Source organism: Streptomyces sp. NPDC014894, from assembly GCF_043080985.1.
Lineage (GTDB): Bacteria > Actinomycetota > Actinomycetes > Streptomycetales > Streptomycetaceae > Streptomyces.
Window position 1 is genome coordinate 39,310 of sequence record NZ_JBIBWD010000011.1, and the last position, 20,193, is coordinate 59,502.

Annotated in this window: 15 protein-coding genes, 1 pseudogene and 1 riboswitch; of the genes and pseudogenes, 7 read left to right on the forward strand and 9 right to left on the reverse strand. The window is 74.9% G+C overall.

Translation table 11 applies throughout. From position 1 onward, the window contains the following. Nucleotides 1-192 precede the first annotated feature (192 nt). Both ACF089_RS25340 and ACF089_RS25345 read right to left on the reverse strand, forming a co-directional pair. Nucleotides 193-948 (reverse strand): SURF1 family protein, encoded by a 756-nt coding sequence (locus tag ACF089_RS25340; protein ID WP_392030719.1) that lies wholly within the window; start codon nt 946-948, stop codon nt 193-195. A gap of 27 nt (nt 949-975) precedes the next feature. Further along, nucleotides 976-2,811, reverse strand: coding sequence for a prolyl oligopeptidase family serine peptidase (locus ACF089_RS25345; protein WP_392030721.1), 1,836 nt, complete (start codon nt 2,809-2,811; stop codon nt 976-978). Between the two features lie 70 nt (nt 2,812-2,881). Between ACF089_RS25345 and ACF089_RS25350 the strand changes: the two genes are divergently transcribed. Beyond that, the gene (locus ACF089_RS25350) at nt 2,882-3,724 is read left to right on the forward strand and encodes a class I SAM-dependent methyltransferase (RefSeq protein WP_392030724.1); all 843 of its coding nucleotides are present in this window, start codon (nt 2,882-2,884) and stop codon (nt 3,722-3,724) included. Nucleotides 3,725-3,738: 14 nt separating this feature from the next. On the opposite strand, the gene ACF089_RS25355 is transcribed toward ACF089_RS25350, so the two are convergent. From ACF089_RS25355 to ACF089_RS25365, 3 genes are all read right to left on the reverse strand, one after another. Next, on the reverse strand, nt 3,739-4,059 hold the full coding sequence (locus ACF089_RS25355; protein ID WP_392030727.1) for a DUF6191 domain-containing protein: 321 nt from the start codon (nt 4,057-4,059) through the stop codon (nt 3,739-3,741). A gap of 303 nt (nt 4,060-4,362) precedes the next feature. After that, nucleotides 4,363-5,061, reverse strand: coding sequence for a 4'-phosphopantetheinyl transferase family protein (locus ACF089_RS25360; protein WP_392030730.1), 699 nt, complete (start codon nt 5,059-5,061; stop codon nt 4,363-4,365). Between the two features lie 258 nt (nt 5,062-5,319). After that, nucleotides 5,320-5,895 carry a TerD family protein gene (locus tag ACF089_RS25365; RefSeq protein WP_392030733.1) on the reverse strand — a complete coding sequence of 192 codons (576 nt, stop codon included), beginning with the start codon at nt 5,893-5,895 and terminating at the stop codon, nt 5,320-5,322. A gap of 154 nt (nt 5,896-6,049) precedes the next feature. Here ACF089_RS25365 and ACF089_RS25370 point away from each other — a divergent pair. From ACF089_RS25370 to cobM, 4 genes and pseudogenes are all read left to right on the forward strand, one after another. Continuing rightward, a pseudogene (locus tag ACF089_RS25370) lies at nt 6,050-6,328 on the forward strand (ArsR/SmtB family transcription factor); the annotation flags it as partial. Nucleotides 6,329-6,470: 142 nt separating this feature from the next. Then, nucleotides 6,471-7,157 carry an SRPBCC family protein gene (locus ACF089_RS25375; RefSeq protein WP_392030736.1) on the forward strand — a complete coding sequence of 229 codons (687 nt, stop codon included), beginning with the start codon at nt 6,471-6,473 and terminating at the stop codon, nt 7,155-7,157. A 481-nt stretch (nt 7,158-7,638) separates the two neighbouring features. Next, complete coding sequence (cbiE, locus tag ACF089_RS25380; RefSeq protein WP_392030739.1) at nt 7,639-9,030, forward strand: precorrin-6y C5,15-methyltransferase (decarboxylating) subunit CbiE; 1,392 nt, start codon at nt 7,639-7,641, stop codon at nt 9,028-9,030. Next, a complete protein-coding gene (cobM, locus tag ACF089_RS25385; protein WP_392030742.1) occupies nt 9,027-9,776 on the forward strand; it encodes a precorrin-4 C(11)-methyltransferase in 750 nt (249 codons plus the stop codon). The genes cbiE and cobM overlap by 4 nt, the downstream gene beginning before the upstream one ends. A gap of 51 nt (nt 9,777-9,827) precedes the next feature. Here the strand turns inward: cobM and ACF089_RS25390 are convergent, their stop codons facing one another. Then, a complete protein-coding gene (locus tag ACF089_RS25390; protein ID WP_392030745.1) occupies nt 9,828-10,958 on the reverse strand; it encodes a cobalt-precorrin-5B (C(1))-methyltransferase in 1,131 nt (376 codons plus the stop codon). A gap of 17 nt (nt 10,959-10,975) precedes the next feature. On the opposite strand from ACF089_RS25390, the gene ACF089_RS25395 reads away from it, so the two are divergent. Continuing rightward, nucleotides 10,976-11,728, forward strand: a complete 753-nt coding sequence (locus ACF089_RS25395) for a cobalt-precorrin-6A reductase (RefSeq protein WP_392030748.1) — start codon at nt 10,976-10,978, stop codon at nt 11,726-11,728. A gap of 547 nt (nt 11,729-12,275) precedes the next feature. Here the strand turns inward: ACF089_RS25395 and ACF089_RS25400 are convergent. From ACF089_RS25400 to ACF089_RS25410, 3 genes are all read right to left on the reverse strand, one after another. Beyond that, nucleotides 12,276-13,775, reverse strand: a complete 1,500-nt coding sequence (locus ACF089_RS25400; RefSeq protein WP_392030751.1) for a precorrin-2 C(20)-methyltransferase — start codon at nt 13,773-13,775, stop codon at nt 12,276-12,278. Next, the gene (locus ACF089_RS25405; protein ID WP_392030754.1) at nt 13,772-14,398 is read right to left on the reverse strand and encodes a precorrin-8X methylmutase; all 627 of its coding nucleotides are present in this window, start codon (nt 14,396-14,398) and stop codon (nt 13,772-13,774) included. Before ACF089_RS25405 ends, ACF089_RS25400 begins: the two co-directional genes overlap by 4 nt. A gap of 343 nt (nt 14,399-14,741) precedes the next feature. After that, the gene (locus ACF089_RS25410) at nt 14,742-16,277 is read right to left on the reverse strand and encodes a cobalamin biosynthesis protein CobG (protein ID WP_392030757.1); all 1,536 of its coding nucleotides are present in this window, start codon (nt 16,275-16,277) and stop codon (nt 14,742-14,744) included. Nucleotides 16,278-16,391: 114 nt separating this feature from the next. Beyond that, nucleotides 16,392-16,467: riboswitch (cobalamin riboswitch) on the forward strand. A 54-nt stretch (nt 16,468-16,521) separates the two neighbouring features. Here ACF089_RS25410 and cobN point away from each other — a divergent pair. Then, a complete protein-coding gene (gene cobN, locus ACF089_RS25415; protein ID WP_392030760.1) occupies nt 16,522-20,157 on the forward strand; it encodes a cobaltochelatase subunit CobN in 3,636 nt (1,211 codons plus the stop codon). The last annotated feature ends 36 nt before the right edge of the window (nt 20,158-20,193 follow it).

Below are 20,193 nucleotides of genomic sequence, written 5' to 3' on the forward strand. Positions count from 1 at the left end.
CAGCGCGGAACGGGCCCCGGCCGGATGGCCGGGGCCCGTTCTGTCGTCTGCCCGCTCTGTCGTCGGCCCGGGCGCTTCGGCCCGGCGCTTCGGTCCGGGCGGGCCGGGCCCGTTCCTTCGGCCCGGTCGCCCGGAGCCGTCACCGCAGGGCTGTCACCCCGGGGGCAGACCGGCTCGGTCAGACCGGCCCGGTCAGACCGGCTCGGGCTCCAGGCCCAGCGCGCGGTCCCTCGACGCCTCCACCTCGCGGCGGACCAGGCGGAACCACATGAACAGCACGAACGCCGCGAAGACGAACCACTCGCCGGTGTACCCCAGGTTCTGGAACGCCTTCATGTCCAGCCCGCTGCCCTCCGCGACGGCCGCGGGCACGGCGACCATGTCGCCGTCCGCCTCCGTCAGCGTGATCCACGCGTCGTAGACATCGTCGGGCACCAGGTTCACCAGCGAGGCGGCGCTGATCATCCCCAGCTGGCCGGCGGGCAGCCCGCCCGCCGTGTGCACACCGTTCGTGCCCGCGTTCTCCGAGGCCTGGAGCGCACCGGTCACGGTGACCTCGCCGCTCGGCGCGGCCGGGGTCGGCTCGTCGCCGGGCACCCAGCCCCGTACCACGGGAAGCGTCCGCCCGGCGTCGGTCTTCAGCAGCGTCAGCACATAGTCGCCGCGCCTGCCGTCCACCTCGCGGTCGGGCACCCGGAACTGCTTGCCGTACACGCCGGTGGCGGTGGCCGGCCGGCCGGAGGTCTCCGTGTCGACCGGCAGCAGCTCCGCCAGCGGAGCCACGTCCCGCTCACCGGGCGCGGGGGCCCGCTTGGCCTCCTGATGGGTGTCCACCCGTTCCTCGAACTTCCCGAGCTGCCAGGACCCCATGAAGACGCAGAAGGGGATCGCCAGCACGACGAAGACATTGATGCCCCACCACCGGGGCGTCAGCAGGAAGCGGTACACCCCTCCACGGTACGGAACGCGCTCCGGCTACTCCGGTCCGCCCCCCTCTCCCGGCGTCCGCCCGGCCGTCTCGCGGTCCGCCAGCCGCGCCACGGCGAAGGCGATCTCCATCTCCAGCTGCTTGATGCGCTCCTCCACCACCAGCGAGCCGTGGCCCGCGTCGTACCGATAGACCTCGTGGACCGCGCCGCGCGCCGCCAGCCGGTCCACGTAATTCTCCACCTGGCGGATCGGGCAACGCGGATCATTGAGGCCCGCCGAGATGTAGACCGGGGCCCGGACCGCGTCCACGTATGTGAGCGGCGAGGAGGCCGCGTACCGCTCCGGAACCTCCTCCGGGGCACCGCCGAGCAGGGTGCGGTCCAGCGCCTTCAGGGCCTCCATCTCGTCGTGGTAGGCCGTGACATAGTCCGCGACGGGGACGGCGGCGAGCCCCACCGCCCAGACGTCGGGCTGGGTGCCGAGGCCGAGCAGGGTCAGATAGCCGCCCCAGGACCCGCCGGCCAGGACCAGCCGCTCCGGGTCGGCGAGACCCGACTCGACCGCCCAGGCGCGGACCGCCGCGACGTCCTCCAGCTCGATCAGGCCCACCCGGTGCTTCAGCGCGTCCGTCCACGCCCTTCCGTAGCCGGTCGAGCCCCGGTAGTTGACCCGCACGACGGCGAAGCCGTGATCGACCCAGGCGGCCGGGCCGGCCGCGAAGGCGTCGCTGTCGTGCCAGGTCGGGCCGCCGTGGATCTCGAAGACCGTGGGCAGCGGGCCCTTCGTCCCCGCGGGGCGCTGCACCAGCGCGTGGATCCGCCCACCGGGCCCCTCCACCCACACATCCTCCACCGGCACCGACTCCGGGGCCTTCATCCCCGGCGGGTCGAGCACGGTCGCGCCGCTGGTGGAGCGCACCTGCGGCGGCAGCGCGGCCGACGACCACAGATACTCCACCTCGCCCGACGGCCGGGCCGTCGCACCCGACACCGATCCCTGCGGGGTGTCGATCCGCACCAGCTCGCGCGAGGCCAGGTCGTACCGCCACAGCTCGCCGCGGGCCTCGAAGCTGTGGGCGACCAGCAGCCCGGACCCGTCGGGATACCACTCCGCGTTGACGTCGCCGGGCAGCTCGATCGCGAGATCGGTCTCCTCCCCGGACGCCACGTCCCAGATCATCGGCTCCCAGCGCCCCCGGCGCTGATGCCCGACGAGGAGCCGGGTGTCGCCCTCCACCGGGGCGAACCCGAGGACTTCGAGCCCCAGCTCCCGGGAGCCGCCCTCCGTGTCGTCCAGCTCGGCCACCGGGCTGCCGTCGAGCCGCACCACCCGCAGGGCCGCGTGCATCGCGTCGCCGTGCTCGGTGTGCTCCAGGGCGATCAGCGTCCCGTCGTGCGACAGATCGCCGACCCCGGCCGACTCCCGGTGCCGGTAGATCTCCACCGGCTCCGCGCCCTCGCGGACGACATGGATCGTGGTGCCCTCCTCGTCGGTGGAACGGCCGACCACCGAAGCGCCGTGCCGGCCGACGGCCAGACCCGCCGAATACGAAGGCTCCAGGCCGGGGGCCGCCGGCACGTCCTCGCCGCCGCCGAAGGGCTGCCGCAGCCATATCCCGAACTCGTCGCCGTCGCTGTCCGAGAACCACCAGATCGAGGAGCCGTCGGGCGACAGCAGACCGTCCGTCGTCCCGCTCGGCCGGTCGGTGACCTGCCGCTGACCGCCGGTGGACCGGTCCCACGCGTACAGCTCGTACGTCCCCGTGGCGTTCGACACGAAGAGGGAGCGGTCGGGCGCGTCCACCGCCCAGTCGGGCAGGGAGACCCGCGGTGCGCGGAAGCGCTTCTCCCAGTCGGGCATCGAGTCAGTGATCTCAGTCATGACCCCATTCTGCGCCGGACCGCCGACAAACCGTTCGCGTTGTCCGCGGCCTGTGGATAACTTCGCACGCATGACCGCATCCACCCCCTCCGGAATCCCCGCCGACTGGCGCGAGGCCAACCGCGCCAACTGGGACGAGCGGGTCCCCATCCATGTCGCCAGCGACTTCTACGGGCTGGACGCCTTCCGCGCGGGCAAGGACGCGCTGCGCGACTTCGAGATCGCCGAGGTCGGCGACGTCGAGGGCCGCACCCTGCTCCATCTCCAGTGCCACTTCGGACAGGACACCCTCTCCTGGGCTCGGCGCGGGGCGAGGCAGGTCGTCGGGGTGGACTTCTCCGAACCCGCCGTGGAGGCGGCGCGGTCCCTGGCCGCCGACATCGGCATCGGCCCGGACCGCGCGGCCTTCGTCGCCGCCGATGTGTACGACGCGGTGGAGGCCGTCCCGGACTCCTCGTACGACATCGTCTACACCGGCATCGGCGCCCTCTGCTGGCTCCCCGACCTCCGCCGCTGGGCCGAGACCGCCGCCTCGCTCGTCAGGCCCGGCGGATTCCTCTATCTCGCCGAATTCCATCCGCTCACCGACGTGCTCGACGACGAGACCGGCTCACGGGTCGTCCACGACTACTTCTCGTCCGATCCGTGGGTGGACGACTTCCCGGCGACCTACACCGACGGCGGGGACGGGATGGCCAACACCCGGACCGTGGAGTGGCAGCACCCCGTCGGCGAGGTCGTCTCCGCGCTCTGCGCCGCCGGGCTGCGCCTGGAGTTCCTGCACGAGCACGACGTCTCGCTCTTCCCGCGCTTCGGGAACTTCGTGAAGGACGCCCACGGCTACTACCGCTCTCCGGCGGGGCAGCCGAGGATCCCCCTCATGTACTCGCTCAGGGCCCGCCGCCCCGTCTGAGGCCGAGCGGGGCCTCAGGGAGTCCGCGGGGCCGGCGGTGTCCGGGCAGTCCGGGGGAGGCGCACCACCGCCCGGCCGCCGTCCAGATCGACGGTGGAGCGGTGCGGGGGCGCGCCGTCCTCCTCGTCGTCCTTCATGAGCAGGGCGCTCTGCCGCTCGCGCAGCTCGTTCTGCTTGCCCGCCGAGAAGGTGGCGTGCAGCTGCTCGAAACCGGTCGCGGACACCTGCCCCTGCCGTTTTCCGCGGCCGGCGGCCCGCAGCAGCTGATCGGCGAAGGCGATGACCACGAGCAGGATCACCAGCCCGGGAAGGGTCGCGAACACAACGAACTCCATGGCGTCAGTCTCCTGTACGGCCGACGGCGTCGGCCAGGGCCGGGACTCGGAAACGCGCGCGGGGTTCGGGGAACGCGCGGGGGTTCGGGGAACGCGCGGGGGTTCGGGGAACGCGCGGGGGTTCGGGGACGCGCACGGCCCGCCCGCGGCACGCGGGCGGCGGCGGAGAGCGGGACCGCAGGGGGAGCGGAGGGGGAGCGGGACGTACGGGGGAGGGCGGGGCGGTACCGAGCGGCGGTACGGCTCCGGGCGCGCCGGGGCGCGGGCCGCGGGGTGCTCAGGGGGCCTGGGGCCTCAGGGGCGTCACGCGGGTGCGTCCGCCGTCACGGCGACGGCGACGGCCGCCGCGTACCCCGGATCGACGGGAACGTCCGCCAGCCGCCATCCGGCGACCTCGGCGGGGCGGGGGCCCGCGCCGACATAGACGCCGGACAGCCCCTCGTTGAGCCCCACGCCGGAGGCCTTGAGCACCGATTCCTTGCGGGTCCAGCAGCGGGTGAAGGCGACGGGGCGCTCCTCGGCCGGCAGCGCCGCCAGCTCGGCGCGCTCTCGTGGGTGCAGCTCTGCGCTGACCTCGGCGATCGTCCCGGCGGACGGCACCGATTCGACGTCCACGCCGACCGGGGCCGACGCCAGGGCTATCAGCACCATGCCGGAGGTGTGCGACAGCGAGAAGTGCGCGCGGCGGTCGGGCACCACGGGCCGGCCGTGCGGACCGGCGCAGCGGGTGCACGGCTCCCGGGTCAGCGTGACCGCCTCGGGCGGCAGGCCGAGCCGCTCGCCGAGCAGACGGCGCAGCGTGACATGGGCGACCGCGTACGCGTCGCGGTCGACGGGCCTGCGGAAGGCGTCGAGCCGGGTCGTCTCCTCCGCGTCCAGCAGATGGCGGTGGGCGAGTGCCTCGGCGGCGAGTCCGTCGACCCGGCCGGACCACAGCCGGTCGACGCCGGGGGGCGGAGACGGGGCCTGAGCGTGCCCGGCGGGGGGCTCGATCGTCGTCATCCGTGCCTTCTCCTCCGGCTTCGCGGGCCCTGCGGGCCGCACGGGCTTCGCGGGCGTTGCGGGACGGGACCGGGCTCGGCGCGGGGGCCGGGCCCGGGGCGGATCAGCCGGCCGACGGGCCCATCGGGGCTCCGTGGCACGGCCGCGCGGGGACGGCCGGCCCTCGGGACCGTCCCGTACCCGCGCGTGAGAGCGTCCGGTGGCCGGGCGCAAGGGCCTGCGCACCGGCACCGGACGTCAACGCACGACGGCGTCGGCTCAGATGTTGACGCCGAAGTCCTGCGCGATGCCGCGCAGGCCCGAGGCGTAGCCCTGGCCGACCGCGCGGAACTTCCACTCCGCGCCGTTGCGGTACAGCTCGCCGAAGACCATGGCGGTCTCGGTCGAGGCGTCCTCGCTGAGGTCGTAGCGGGCCAGCTCGGCTCCGCCGGCCTGGTTCACCACGCGGATGAACGCGTTGCGCACCTGGCCGAAGGACTGGTTGCGGCTCTCGCCCTCGTGGATCGAGACGGGGAAGACGATCTTCGCGGCCTCGGCGGGCACGCCCGCCAGATTGACCTTGATCTGCTCGTCGTCGCCCTCGCCCTCACCGGTGAGGTTGTCACCGGTGTGCTCGACCGAGTTGTCGGGGCTCTTCAGGTTGTTGAAGAAGATGAAGTGCTGGTCGGAGAGCACCTTGCCGCCTGCGTCCACCAGCAGGGCGCTGGCGTCCAGGTCGAAGTCGGTGCCGGTGGTGCTGCGTACGTCCCAGCCCAGGCCCACGACTACCGCAGACAGGCCCGGGGCCTCCTTGCTGAGCGAGACATTGCCGCCCTTGGACAGGCTGACACCCATGGAAATCCCCTGCGCAATCCGGCGCGGGCCGCGCCTTTCTTGACGTTTGCTGTGCCCAACCGGGCCAACGAGCGACCTCCCGCCTCAGTTCCCGCCTTCCGCAACAGATGGATAAGTTTTGACTTATATAAGTGGATGCTGAAGAGTAGGAATCGTGCACGTATTCGATGTTCTGGGCGATCCGGTACGCCGGCGGATATTGGAGCTGCTCGCCGGGGGCGGCGAGCAGCCGTCGGGCGCGGTCGGCGCGGTGATCCGGGCCGAGTTCGGGATATCCCAGCCCGCCGTGTCGCAGCATCTGCGCGTGCTGCGGGAGACCGGCCTCGCCTCCGTGCGGGCCGAGGGGGCCCGGCGGCTCTACGCCGTCGAGGCCGCGCCCCTGCGCGAGGCCGATCTCTGGCTGGAGGGGTTTCGCGGAATCCGGGAGGCGCGGGAGACGCGGGAGGCCGCCGCGGCCCCGGGCGCTCCGCAGCGCCCGGGCGCCCCCGGGGCCGGCGGCCCGGCCCCGAGGGGCGGGAGCACGAGGGGCGGGACCACGAGTCGAGGACAGCACCGAGCATCAGCGAGGAGCGGGAATGAGCGAGATCACCGACCGGATCGATGACGTCCGCCGCGAGGTCGGCCTCCGCGCCGGGGAGGACACGGCCGCCCGCGAGGGCGCGGCCGCCGGCGAGGAGATCCGTACCGTCGTGCTGCGGCGCGTCTACGACGCCCCCGTGGACGACGTCTGGCGGGCCTGCACCGACCCCGTAAGGATCGGCCGGTGGTTCCTCCCGGTCAGCGGCGATCTGCGGCTCGGCGGCCGCTACCGCCTGGAGGGCAACGCGAACGGCGAGATCCTGGTCTGCGAGCCGCCCCGGCTGCTCCGGGTCAGCTGGCTGTTCGGCGAGAGCCCCGGTTTCAGCGAGGTCGAGCTGCGGCTGAGCCCCGAGGGCGGGCAGCGGGGCGGGGAGCGGACGGCGTTCACGCTGGAGCACGCGGCCGTCGTACCGCCCGGGATGTGGGACCGGTTCGGGCCCGGCGCGGTCGGGGTCGGCTGGGATCTGGCGGTGCTCGGGCTCGGACTGCATCTGCGCGGCGCGACGATCGAGGACCCGGCGGCGTGGCAGGTCTCCGACGAGGCGCGGGACTTCATCGCCCGCAGCAGCGAGGCGTGGGGCGCGGCGTACCGGGCCTCCGGCGCGCCCGAGGACGTCGCCGCGTCGGCGGCGCGCGAGACCACGGACTTCTACGCGCCGCCGCGGGGGAGGGGCGAGGGCTGAGGGGGTGCCGGGGGCCCGGGGGGCCCGGTCTTCCGGCCGCCGGTCTTGCGGCACCCGGTCTTCCGGAGCCCCGGATCCGGGGCTTCCGCCCGGGCTCTCCCCGGCGCCCGGTGTCCGGGGCTTCCGCTCGGGCTCTCCCCGGCGCCCGGTGTCCGGGGCTTCCGCCCGGTCTTCTCGGTGCCCGGCCGGTGATTTCCGACCTCTCGGCCTCCGGGGCTTCCGGCCCGGTTCTCCCCCGCACCCGACGTCCGGCCTCCGGCGTCCTGCCTCAGGGACTCGCGCCCGGTCTCCTCGGCCGCTGACCCCGGGCTCCCGGCCCGGCCCCGAAGCACCTGGCCCGGGTGCCCGGGCGGCCAGGACTCCGGGTCCCCGGCCTTCCGTCGTACGGATCCGGGGCTCCGGAACGCGCCCGGGGGCGCGCGGCCAGTAAAGTGCGCCTGCGTCCCCCTCGTCGAACGTCGAACACCCGAGGTACCCGGCAGTGACCTCCGTACTCCCCACCCCACCGGCCGTCACCGTGGTCGGCATCGGGGCCGACGGCTGGTCCGGCCTCCCCGACGGTTCGCGCGAGGCGCTCGCCGGCGCGGAGGTGCTGATCGGGGGCGCGCGCCAGCTGGCTCTGCTCCCGGAGCGCTGCGCGGGCGCGCGCGTCCCCTGGCCCTCGCCGCTCCGCCCCGCCGTACCCGCCCTCCTCGCCGCCCACTCCGGCCGCCGGATCGCCGTCCTGGCCAGCGGCGACCCCATGCACTACGGCATCGGCCGCGCCCTCGTCGAAGAGCTGGGCCCCGACGCCCTGCGGGTCCTGCCGCACCCCTCGTCGCTCTCCCTCGCCGCCGCCCGCCTCGGCTGGCCGCTGGAGGACGCCGAGGTCGTGACCCTCGTCGGCCGCCCCGCCGCCCGGCTCGCCGCCGCCCTCCACGACGGACGCCGGATCCTGGTGCTCAGCGCCGGCGCGGGCACCCCGGAAGAGATCGCCGCCCTGCTGCGCGACCAAGGCTTCGGGCCGAGCCGGATCCGGGTGCTGGAGCAGCTCGGAGGAGCACGGGAACGTATCCGCGAAGGCACCGCCGACGTCTGGGCCCGGCCGCCCGCCGATCCGCTCAACGTCGTCGCCGTCGAGTGCCGCCGCGCCCCCGGCGCACCCCGGCTGGGCGCCGTGCCCGGACTGCCCGACTCGGCGTACGCGCACGACGGCCAGCTCACCAAGCGCCATGTCCGAGCCGCCACCCTCGGCGCGCTCGCGCCCGCGCCCGGGGAACTGCTCTGGGACATCGGCGGCGGATCGGGCTCGATCGCGGTCGAGTGGATGCGTACCCACCCCTCCTGCCGGGCGGTCACCGTCGAACGCGACCCGGTGCGCGCCGCCCGCATCTCCGCCAACGCCGACCGGCTCGGCGTCCCCGGGCTGCGCGTCGTCACCGGACCCGCGCCCGCGGCGCTCACCGGACTGCCCGTGCCCGACGCGGTCTTCATCGGCGGCGGGCTCACCGCCCCCGGCCTCCTCGACGCCTGCTGGGACGCGCTCCCGCCGGGCGGCCGGCTGGTCGCCAACACCGTGACGCTGGAGTCCGAGGCCCTGCTCGCCGACCGCTACCGCCGCCACGGCGGCGAGCTGGTCCGGCTCGCCGTGGCGCACGCCGTACCCGTCGGCGGCTTCACCGGCTGGCGGCAGGCGATGCCGGTCACCCAGTGGACGGCCGTGAAGCCGCCGAGCCGTCCGGATGAGTCCGAGTCGCCGAGCCGTCCGGATGAGCCCGAGTCGCCGCGCCACCCCGAGGGGCCCGAATCGCCGAGCCAGCCCGACGGGCCCGGGCCGACCTCCCCCGCCGGGCTCCGGGAGCCCGCCGCCCACTCACCAGGAGACGACAGATGACCGTGTACTTCATCGGCGCCGGTCCCGGCGCCGCCGACCTGATCACCGTGCGGGGCGCCCGGACCCTCGCCGCCTGCCGGGTCTGTCTGTACGCGGGCAGCCTGGTGCCGCGCGAACTGCTCGCCGAGTGCCCGCCGGACGCCCGGCTGGTCGACACCGCGCAGCTCACCCTCGACGAGATCACCGACGAGCTGGTGCGCGCCCACCGGGACGGCCACGACGTGGCCCGGCTCCACTCCGGCGACCCGTCCGTCTTCAGCGCGGTCGCCGAGCAGATGCGCCGGCTCGACGCGGCGGAGGTGCCGTACGAGGTGGTGCCCGGGGTGCCCGCGTTCGCCGCCGCCGCGGCCGCCCTCAAGCGGGAGCTGACCGTGCCCACCGTCGGCCAGACGGTCATCCTCACCCGGATCGCGCACCGCGCCACCGCGATGCCGCCGGGCGAGGACCTGGCCACCCTCGGCCGCAGCGGCGCGCTCATCGTGCTGCACCTCGCCGCCCGCTACGCGGACCGCGTGGTCGAGGAGCTGCTGCCGCACTACGGCGCGGACTGCCCGGCCGCCGTCGTCGCCCTCGCCAGCCGCCCCGACGAGCTGATCCTGCGCGGCACGCTCGCCGACATCGCCGACCAGGTGAAGGCGGCCGGGATCGTCAGGACGGCGGTCATCGTGGTCGGCCGCACGCTCGGCGCGGAGGGATTCCGGGACAGCCACCTCTACTCCCCGGAGCGCGACCGGCATCTGTGCTGACGGCGGCGGGGCCTGCGTACCGAAGCGGGCGGGGAGGGCGGCCCGGGCCCGTCAGCGGACCGGCGGCCCGGGCGTACTGCGCCCCACCACCGTCCCCGCCCGGTCGATGCAGATCACATCCACCGTGACGGGCGCGCCCCGCAGCACCGACAGCGCCTCGTCGCGCGCCGTCACCGCCACCAGATCCCCGAGCGGAACCCCCGCCGCCGCCGACAGCTGGAGCGCCGCCAGCCCCGTATTGGCCTCGGCGATCCCGGCCGCCAGCGCCCGGTCCGCCCCGCCGCGCCGGGCCAGCTCGGCGAGGAAGCCCTTGTCCACCTGGGAACGGGCCGAGTGCAGGTCCAGATGCCCGGCGGCCAGCTTCGACAGCTTCGCGAACCCGCCGCAGACCGTGAGCCGCTCCACCGGATGACGGCGTACGTACTTCAGCACCGCGCCCGCGAAGTCCCCCATGTCCAGCAGCGCGATCTCCGGCAGCCCGTACTCGGCCACCACCGTCCGCTCCGACGTCGACCCCGTGCACGCCGCCAGATGCGAATGCCCGGCGGCCAGCGCCACATCGACCCCGCGCCGGATCGAGTCGATCCACGCCGAGCAGGAGTACGGCACCACCACCCCGGTCGTGCCCAGGATCGACAGCCCGCCCAGGATCCCCAGCCGGGGGTTCCACGTGGAACGGGCGATCTCCTCGCCGTGGTCGACGGAGACCGTGATCTCCACATCCCCGCCGCCGCCGTGCGCCAGGGCCACTCGCGCCATGTGGTCGCGCATCATCTGCCGGGGCACCGGATTGATCGCGGGCTCCCCGACCTCCAGCGGCAGCCCGGGCAGCGTGACCGTGCCCACCCCCGGACCGGCCCGGAAGACCACCCCCGAGCCCGGCGGAAGCACCCGTACCGTCGCTCGTACCAGCGCCCCGTGGGTGACGTCCGGATCGTCCCCGGCGTCCTTCACCACCGCGGCCGTCGCCCGGCCGTCCGCCGTCAGCTCCTCCTTGGCCAGCGCGAAGGACGGCGTCTGGCCCTTGGGCAGCGTGATCGTCACCGGGTCGGGGAAACCGCCGGTCAGCAGCGCGGTGTACGCGGCGGTCGCGGCCGCGGTCGCACAGGCCCCGGTCGTCCAGCCGGGCCGCAGCCCGGTGTGCTTGAGTTGGGCGCCGCGCCCGCCTTTCGCCTCACTCATGAAGGGGTCCGTACTCCGTGCACGTACTGATACTCGGGGGAACGACCGAAGCCCGCCGACTCGCCGAGCTGCTCCACGGCACCCCGGGACTGAGGCTGACCAGCTCGCTGGCCGGGCGGGTGGCCGCGCCGCGGCTGCCGCCGGGAGAGGTGCGCGTCGGCGGGTTCGGCGGGGTGCCGGGGCTCGCCGGGTGGCTGCGCGAGCACTGGGTCGGGCTGCTCATCGACGCCACCCATCCCTTCGCCGGCACCATCAGTCTCCACGCGGCCGAGGCGGCCGCCACCGCCCATGTTCCCCTGCTCGCGATCCGGCGGCCCGGGTGGGTCGACGCGGAGCGGGCGGGCGAGGGCGGCGACTGGCACACGGCCGGCTCGCTGGAGGAGGCCGCCGCGATGCTGCCCGGCCTGGGGAGCCGGGTCTTCCTCACCACCGGGCGGATGGGGGTGGCCGCCTTCGCCGGCTGCGACGGGCTGTGGTTTCTCGTACGGTCCGTGGATCCGCCGGAGGGGGCGCTTCCGGCGCGGACCGAGGTGCTGCTCGACCGGGGGCCGTTCACCCTCGAGGGGGAACGGGAGCTGATCGCACGGCACCGGGTGGATGTGCTGGTGACGAAGGACAGCGGCGGCGCGGCGACCGCGCCGAAGCTCACCGCGGCCCGTGAGGCGGGGATTCCGGTGCTGCTGGTGCGGCGGCCGCGGGCGCCGGAGGGGGTGGTGGAGGTGCCGGGGGCGGAGGAGGGGGCGCGGTGGGTGCGGGGGTACCTGCGGTAGGCCGTCCGGTCCCGGGGGGCCTGGTGGTCCCGGGGTTCGGGGTTCGGGCACCCCGGGCGCGGGTCCGTCCTCAAGCGCCGGACGGGCTGGGTTCGCCGTTCCTCGGGCTGTGGTCGGGTGGCCGCGCATTTCAGCCTTGTCGGCGTTTGAGGCGTGGGGTTCGGGGCGGGGTCTCTGGGTGGGTTGGACTTGTGTGTTCGGTGCGGGTGGCTGTGGGAGTTTCAGCCTCGCCGGCGATTGAGGAGCGGGGTTCGGGGCGGGATCCCGGGGTCGGCTGGACCTGTGTGTCCGGTGCGGGGTGGCCCGGGGCGCGGGTCCGTCCTCAAGCGCCGGGCGGGCTGGAATTGCCGCCCCCGGGTCGTCCTCGAGCATCGGACGGGCTGGAATCGCTGCCCTCGGGCCGTCGTGAAGTGACGGGCGGGCTGGAATTGCCGCCCCCCGGGCCGTCCTTGAGCATCGGACCGGCTGGAATCGCTGCCCCCGGGCCGTTGTCGAGTGACGGGCGGCCCGGGGTTGGTGGCCCGGGCCGTCGTTGGGGGCCGGGGTGTCAGGGCTCCGGGTAGTGGCGGGGGGTCCAGACGATGGAGGTGCCGGGGGGGCGTATCGCGGTGCGGGTCTGGGAGGAGCCGATGAGGAGGATGGTGCGCATGTCCACCTCGTCCGGGTCCAGATCGCCCAGCCGGACGGTCCGCACGCTCTGCTCCGCACCGCCGACGTCCCGCCCGATCACCACGGGCGTGTCCGGGGACCGGTACTCCAGAAGCAGATCGCGGGCCTTCCCCACCTGCCAGGTGCGGCTGCGGGAACCCGGATTGTAGAGGGCGAGGACCAGATCCGCGGCGGCCGCCGCGCGCAGCCGTTCGGCGATGACCTCCCACGGCTTGAGCCGGTCGGAGAGCGAGATGGTGGCGTAGTCGTGGCCGAGCGGGGCCCCCGCGGCCGCGGCGGCGGCGTTCGCGGCCGTCACCCCCGGCAGCACCCGCACCGGGACGTCCGCGTACTCCGGCTGCGCGGCCGCCTCCAGCACCGCCGTCGCCATCGCGAACACCCCGGGGTCGCCGCCCGACACCACCGCGACCCGCCGCCCGCGCCGCGCCAGGTCGAGCGCGAACTCGGCCCGCTCCGACTCGACCTTGTTGTCCGAGCCGTGCCGCCGCTGGCCGGGGCGCTCCGGCACCCGGTCGAGATAGGTCGTATAGCCGACCAGATCGTCGGCGGCGGCCAGCGCGCCCCGGGACTGCGGAGTCAGCCACAGCGGTCCGGCGGGCCCGGTGCCGACCACCACGACCTCGCCCAGCTCACGCGCCGGAGCCTTCGCGCCGACCTTGCTCGGCAGCACCGCCACCGCGAAGTACGGGACCGACTCCGGGTCCACCCCGGCCAGCTCGGCGGTGCGCTCCCCGGCCATGGTGGCGCGTTCGACATAGCGGGCCTCGTCCAGCCGCCCGGCGCTCTCCAGCGCCCGGCGCACCTTCGGAAACGTACGCCCCAGCTTCATCACCACCGCCGCGTCGGTGGCGGCCAGCCGCGCCGTCAGCTCCTCCTCGGGCAGGGTGCCCGGCAGGATCGTCAGCACCTCCTCGCCCTCCGCGAGCGGCGCCCCGAGCCGGGCCGCCGCCGCGCTCACCGAGGTCACCCCGGGGACGACCTCGGTGTCGTAGCGGTCGGCGAGCCGCTTGTGCATATGCATGTACGAGCCGTAGAAGAGCGGGTCGCCCTCCGCGAGCACCGCCACCGTGCGCCCCGCGTCGAGGTGTACGGCGAGCCGGGCCGCGGCCTCGGCGTAGAACTCCTCCATCGCGCCCCGGTAGCCGCCCGGGTGCTCGGTGGTCTCCGTGGTGACCGGATAGACCAGCGCCTCTTCGATGTGGTCCGCGCGCAGGTGCTTCGCCGCGATGGAGCGGGCGATGGACCGTCCGTGCCGGGCGCTGTGGTACGCGATCACATCCGCCTCGGCGATGACCTCCACGGCGCGTACGGTCATCAGCGACGGGTCGCCGGGGCCGAGCCCCACGCCGTACAGCCGGCCGGTGGTGATGCCGCTCATTCTTCCTCGCTCGCGATCGCGTTCAGGGCCGCCGCCGCCATGGCGCTGCCGCCGCGCCGCCCGCGGACGACCAGGTGGTCGAGGCCGAGCGGGTGCCCGGCGAGCGCGTCCTTGGACTCGGCGGCGCCGATGAAGCCTACGGGGACGCCGATGACGGCGGCCGGTCGAGGGGCTCCGTCCTCGATCATCTCCAGCAGCCGGAAGAGCGCGGTGGGGGCGTTGCCGACGGCCACCACGGCGCCGTCGAGACGGTCGCGCCACAGCTCCAGCGCGGCCGCGCTGCGGGTGGTGCCCAGTTCGGCCGCGAGGCCGGGGACGGACGGGTCGGAGAGGGTGCAGACGACCTCGTTGTCGGCCGGCAGCCGCTTGCGGGTCACCCCGCTCGCGACCATGGCCACGTCACAGAGGATCGGGGCCCCGGCGCGGAGCGCGGCCCGGGCCCTGGCCACCGCCTGCGGGCTGTAGGAGAGGTCGCGTACGAGATCGACCATCCCGCAGGCGTGGATCATCCGGACCGCGACCTGGCTGACGTCGGCGGGCAGACCCGCGAGGTCCGCTTCCGCGCGGATGGTGGCAAAGGACTGGCGGTAGATGGCCGCGCCGTCCTTCTCGTAGTCGAACACTGGGCTCTCGCTGCTCTCGTTCAGTGGGGCGTCGGAAGGCCGTGTCGGGGACACGGCCGGCGTGGGGTGCGCCACCGCAATGGTGGCGGTGCGGTGGCGGCGGGGGTGCGGAGGGGTGCGGCGGGCCCGCCCGTACGGGCCGGGGAGCGCGTCCGTACGGCGGTGTCCGGGCGTTCGGCCCGCGGGTGTTCGCGCCGCGGGGCCCGGAAACCCGCGGGTCTGTGTCGGCGGCGTCGGCCGGGTCGGCCGGTCCGCCGGGTCGCTTCGGGGCTCGCCGGATGTCCGGAACACCGCTGTTGTCGCGGATGTGTCCCCCGGCGTCTCCGGGGTCCGGACGCCCGGCTCACGTTCTCTGGCCGACGGGCGGGCCCGCCGGCTTCCGCGCCCTCGCCACCGAGGCGGCGAGATCGCGGGCGTCGACGCCGGAGGAGGCCGTACGGGTCAGCCCGTCGTGGATGACGGAGATCCGGTACCCCTCCGGAGCCGCGACGACGTCGACCCGGTCCCCGGGCGGACGTCCGCAGCGCCGCTCGCAGCCGGACCAATACACCGGCAGCCCGCCGCTCTCCCCGGCCGCCCTGCTCTCCCCGGCCGCGCCGCTCTCCCCGCCCGCACCGAGCGCGGTCGCCGCGTCGGCCCGTACGTCCGCCAGCGCCTTGGCGCAGCCCGGCCGTCCGACGCAGGCGCCGACCCCGAGCCAGGGCGAGTCGGGTTCGGCGATCAGCCCGGCCGCCGACAGCGCGGCGAGCCGGGCGGCGGCGTACGCGGCGGTGACGCCGGGGACGACGACGCCGCGCCAGGGCGTCAGCCGCAGCTCGCCGCGTCCGTCCGTCCGGGCGCACTCGGCCAGCAGCCGCCACTGGCCGGCGGAGATCCGGCCCAGCGGAGCGAGTACGGAGAGGGCGGCCCCGGCGCGGTCCGGCGCGGGGACGAGTCCGGGCGGCGGCCCGCCGGGGCCCGCCGGGAGGCCTGCCCCGGTGCCTGCCGCGGCCTCCGTGTCCGGGCGGGCGGGCGAGGTCGTGACGCCCCGCAGGGCCAGCCGTCGTGCCACCTCGGGCAGCAGGTCGGCGGCCCGCGCGGGCAGTTCGGCCACCCGCCAGATCCGGTCCCGCCCGGCGCGCGTTCCAGAGCCAGAGCCAGAACCGGGGCCAGGGCCCGGGCCAGGGCCGGCGTCAGGGCCCGGGGAAGGCGCCGGAGCCTGGCCCTCCACCTCCCGTACCGCGTCGAGAAAGACCTCCGCCGCCGTCAGCGCGGCCCGCGCCGCCGCCTCGCCCGGCACGGAGAGCGCCCCGGATCCCAGCCGCAGCAGCGCCCCGCCCCCGGGCGTCGCCGTCAGCGTCACATCGGCGCCGAGCGCGGCGACGTCGCCGCGCCCGTCGTCCAGCGCGAAGAGGAAGCGCCCCGACAGCGCGTGGGCCGTCTCGCTCGCGCACAGCAGTCCGTCCAGTTCGCGCAGCCAGGGGCCGATGTCCGCCGCGCCCAGACCGTCGAGACCGGACAGCGGCGAGGCGACGGCATTGCGCACCCGCTCGTGGCGGGGCGAGGGCAGCAGCCCGGCGGCGTCGAGCAGTCCGGCCAGCTCCCGGCCGCATCCGGCGCCCAGCCCGCGCAGCTGCACATTTCCGCGGGAGGTGAGATGCAGCACTCCGTCGCCGAGCCGTTCCGCGGCCCGGGCCAGCGCGTCGGCCTGCCGGTCCGACAGGACGCCGCCGGGGACGCGGACCCGCGCCAGCGCGCCGTCGTCCGCCGTGTGCAGCCGCAGCGCGCCCGGGCAGGCGTCGCCCCCGTCCTGTCCGGGATCCCCGCTGCCGGGGCCGGAGGCGGCACGGTCCGCGGGGGCCGGAGTCCCGGCCGAGAGGCCGGTGGGGGCGGTGGACATGGCGGCGAGCATACCGATAATCACCCAAATCGTATGTCCCGTAAGGAATGCGCGCCCCTTACGATACGGGGGAGCGGATCATCCGGTCCGTCATCGCCGGCGACGGCGACAGGGGAGGAAGCCCGGTGTGATTCCGGCGCGGTCCCGCCACTGTGAGCCCGGCCCTCCAGGTCGGGCGAGCCAGAAACTCCCGCCGTCCGACACCGCCCGGGGCGCGGAAACCCCGAGGAAGGCCAGACGCCGCATGCTTGAGTCCGCCGGGGACGCCTCCCCGTACGCGCAGGAGATCCTGCTCCTGTCGACCTCCGACACCGATCTGCTCAGCGCCCGGGCCGCCGAGGGCCCGGTGGCGTATCGCTTCGCCAACCCGTCCCGGCTGCCGCTGGAGGACCTCCCCGCGCTGCTCGACGGCGCGGGCCTGGTCGTCGTACGCCTGCTCGGCGGGGTGCGCGCCTGGCAGGAGGGGCTGGACCAGCTCCTCGCCAGCGGGCTCCCCGTGGTCGTCCTCACCGGAGAACAGGCCCCCGACGCCCAGCTGATGGAGGCCTCCACGGTCCCCGTCGGCCTGGCGGCCGAGGCGCACGCCTATCTCGCCCACGGCGGCCCGGCCAATCTGGAACAGCTCGCGCGCTTCCTCTCCGACACCGTGCTGCTCACCGGCCACGGCTTCGAACCGCCCGCCCCCGCCCCGACCTGGGGCCCTCTGGAGCGCACCGCCCGCGCGACCGAGGACGGCGCCCCGGCGATCGCGGTCCTCTACTACCGCGCCCACCACATGAGCGGCAACACCGCCTTCGTCGACGCCCTGTGCACGGCGATCGAGGACGCGGGCGGCCGGGCCCTGCCGCTGTACGTCGCCTCCCTGCGCGCTCCCGAGCCGGAGCTGATCGAGGCCCTGCGCCCGGTCGACGCGATCGTGACCACCGTCCTCGCCGCGGGCGGCACCCGCCCCGCCGAGGCCTCCGCGGGCGGCGACGACGAGTCCTGGGACGCCGGCGCGCTCACCGGCCTGGACGTGCCCATCCTCCAGGCGCTCTGCCTCACCGGCTCGCGCTCCGCGTGGGAGGAGAACGACGAGGGCGTCTCGCCGCTCGACGCGGCCAGCCAGATCGCCGTCCCCGAGTTCGACGGCCGGCTGATCACCGTCCCGTTCTCCTTCAAGGAGATCGACGCGGACGGACTGCCCGCCTATGTCGCCGACCCCGAGCGCGCCGCGCGCGTCGCCGGGATCGCCGTCCGGCACGCCCGGCTGCGCCACATCCCGGCGGCCGAGAAGAAGCTGGCGCTGGTGCTCTCCGCGTACCCGACCAAGCACTCCCGCATCGGCAACGCGGTGGGTCTCGACACCCCCGCCAGCGCCGTCGCCCTGCTGCGCAGGCTCCGCGCCGAGGGGTACGACTTCGGTCCGGAGGAGGAGATACCCGGGCTGGTCTCGGGCGACGGCGACGAGCTGATCCGGGCCCTGATCGAAGCGGGCGGTCACGACCAGGAGTGGCTCACCGAGGAGCAGCTGGCCCGTAATCCGGTCCGCATCCCGGCCGCCGACTACCGGCGCTGGTACGCCACCCTCCCCGCCGAGCTGCGCGAGCAGGTCGAGGAGCACTGGGGGCCGCCGCCGGGCGAGATGTTCGTGGACCGCAGCGCCAACCCCGAGGGCGACATCGTCCTCGCGGCCCTGCGCCGGGGGAATCTGCTCATCCTGATCCAGCCGCCGCGCGGCTTCGGCGAGAACCCGATCGCGATCTACCACGACCCCGATCTGCCGCCCTCGCACCACTATCTCGCCGCCTACCGCTGGATATCGGCCCGCGACTCCGACGGCGGATTCGGCGCGGACGCCATGGTCCACCTGGGCAAGCACGGCAATCTGGAGTGGCTGCCCGGGAAGAACGCGGGCCTCTCCGCCGCCTGCGGGCCCGACGCCGCGCTCGGCGACCTTCCGCTGGTCTATCCCTTCCTGGTGAACGACCCGGGCGAGGGCACCCAGGCCAAGCGCCGGGTGCACGCCACCCTGGTGGACCATCTGGTGCCGCCGATGGCGCGCGCGGACTCCTACGGGGACATCGCGCGCCTGGAACAGCTGCTGGACGAGTACGCCCAGATCTCCTCCATGGACCCGGCGAAGCTCCCCGCGATCCGCGCCCAGATCTGGACGCTGATCCAGGCCGCCAAGCTCGATCACGACCTGGGGCTCAAGGACCGGCCCGAGGACGACGGCTTCGACGACTTCCTGCTCCACGTCGACGGCTGGCTCTGCGAGATCAAGGACATGCAGATCCGCGACGGACTGCATGTGCTGGGCGCGCCGCCGGCCGGGGCGGACCGGGTCAATCTGGTCCTCGCCATCCTGCGCGCCCGCCAGATCTGGGGCGGCACGACGGCGCTGCCGGGTCTGCGCGAGGCCCTCGGCCTCGACGAGTCGGCCGCCACCCGCACCGCCGCCGACGAGACGGAGGAGCGGGCGCGCGCCCTGGTCCAGGCGATGGACGACGCCGGCTGGGACCCGGCGGCGGTGCCCGCAGACCAGAGCGACGAGGTCCGCGCCATCCTCGACTTCGCGGCCCGCGAGGTGGTCCCGCGGCTCGCCGCGACGACCGCCGAACTCGACCACGCCGTCCACGCGCTGAACGGCGGATTCGTCCCGGCGGGCCCGTCCGGCTCACCGCTGCGCGGACTGGTCAACGTCCTGCCGACCGGCCGCAACTTCTACTCCGTCGACCCCAAGGCGGTGCCCTCCCGGCTCGCCTGGGAGACCGGGCAGGCGCTGGCCGACTCCCTCCTGGAGCGCTACCGCACCGACAACGGCGACTGGCCGACCTCCGTCGGGCTCTCCCTCTGGGGCACGAGCGCGATGCGCACCGCGGGCGACGACGTGGCCGAGGCGCTCGCCCTGCTGGGCGTCCGCCCGGTCTGGGACGACGCCTCCCGCCGGGTCACCGGCCTGGAGGCGATCCCGCTCGCCGAACTGGGCCGCCCCCGGGTCGATGTGACGCTGCGGATCTCGGGCTTCTTCCGGGACGCCTTCCCGCACACCATCGGTCTGCTGGACGACGCGGTACGGCTCGCGGCCTCGCTGGAGGAGCCCGCCGAGGACAACTTCGTCCGCGCCCACACCCAGGCCGACCTCGCCGAGCACGGCGACGAACGCCGCGCCACCACCCGGATCTTCGGCTCCCGGCCCGGCACCTACGGCGCGGGTCTGCTCCAGCTGATCGACTCCCGCGACTGGCGCACGGACGCCGACCTCGCGGAGGTCTACACGGTGTGGGGCGGTTACGCGTACGGCCGTGAACTCGACGGCCGTCCGGCGCGCGCCGAGATGGAGACCGCGTACAAGCGCATCGCGGTGGCCGCCAAGAACACGGACACCCGCGAGCACGACATCGCCGACTCGGACGACTACTTCCAGTACCACGGCGGCATGGTCGCCACCGTCCGCGCGCTGCGGGGCACCGCCCCCGAGGCGTACATCGGCGACTCCACCCGCCCCGAGACCGTCCGCACCCGCACCCTGGTCGAGGAGACCTCCCGGGTCTTCCGCGCCCGCGTCGTGAACCCCAAGTGGATCGAGGCGATGCGCCGCCACGGCTACAAGGGCGCCTTCGAACTCGCCGCGACCGTCGACTACCTCTTCGGCTACGACGCCACCACCGGCGTGATCGCCGACTGGATGTACGACAAGCTCACCGAGACCTACGTCCTCGACCCCGACAACCGCGCCTTCCTCCAACAGGCCAACCCCTGGGCCCTCCACGGCATCGCCGAACGCCTCCTCGAGGCCGAATCCCGCGGCATGTGGGCCAAACCCGACCCGGCCGTCCTCGAAGCCCTCCGCCAGGTCTACCTCGAATCCGAGGGCGACCTGGAATCGGACGACTGATCCGCCGCCGCGCGCCCCGGGCCATGGCCCGGGGCG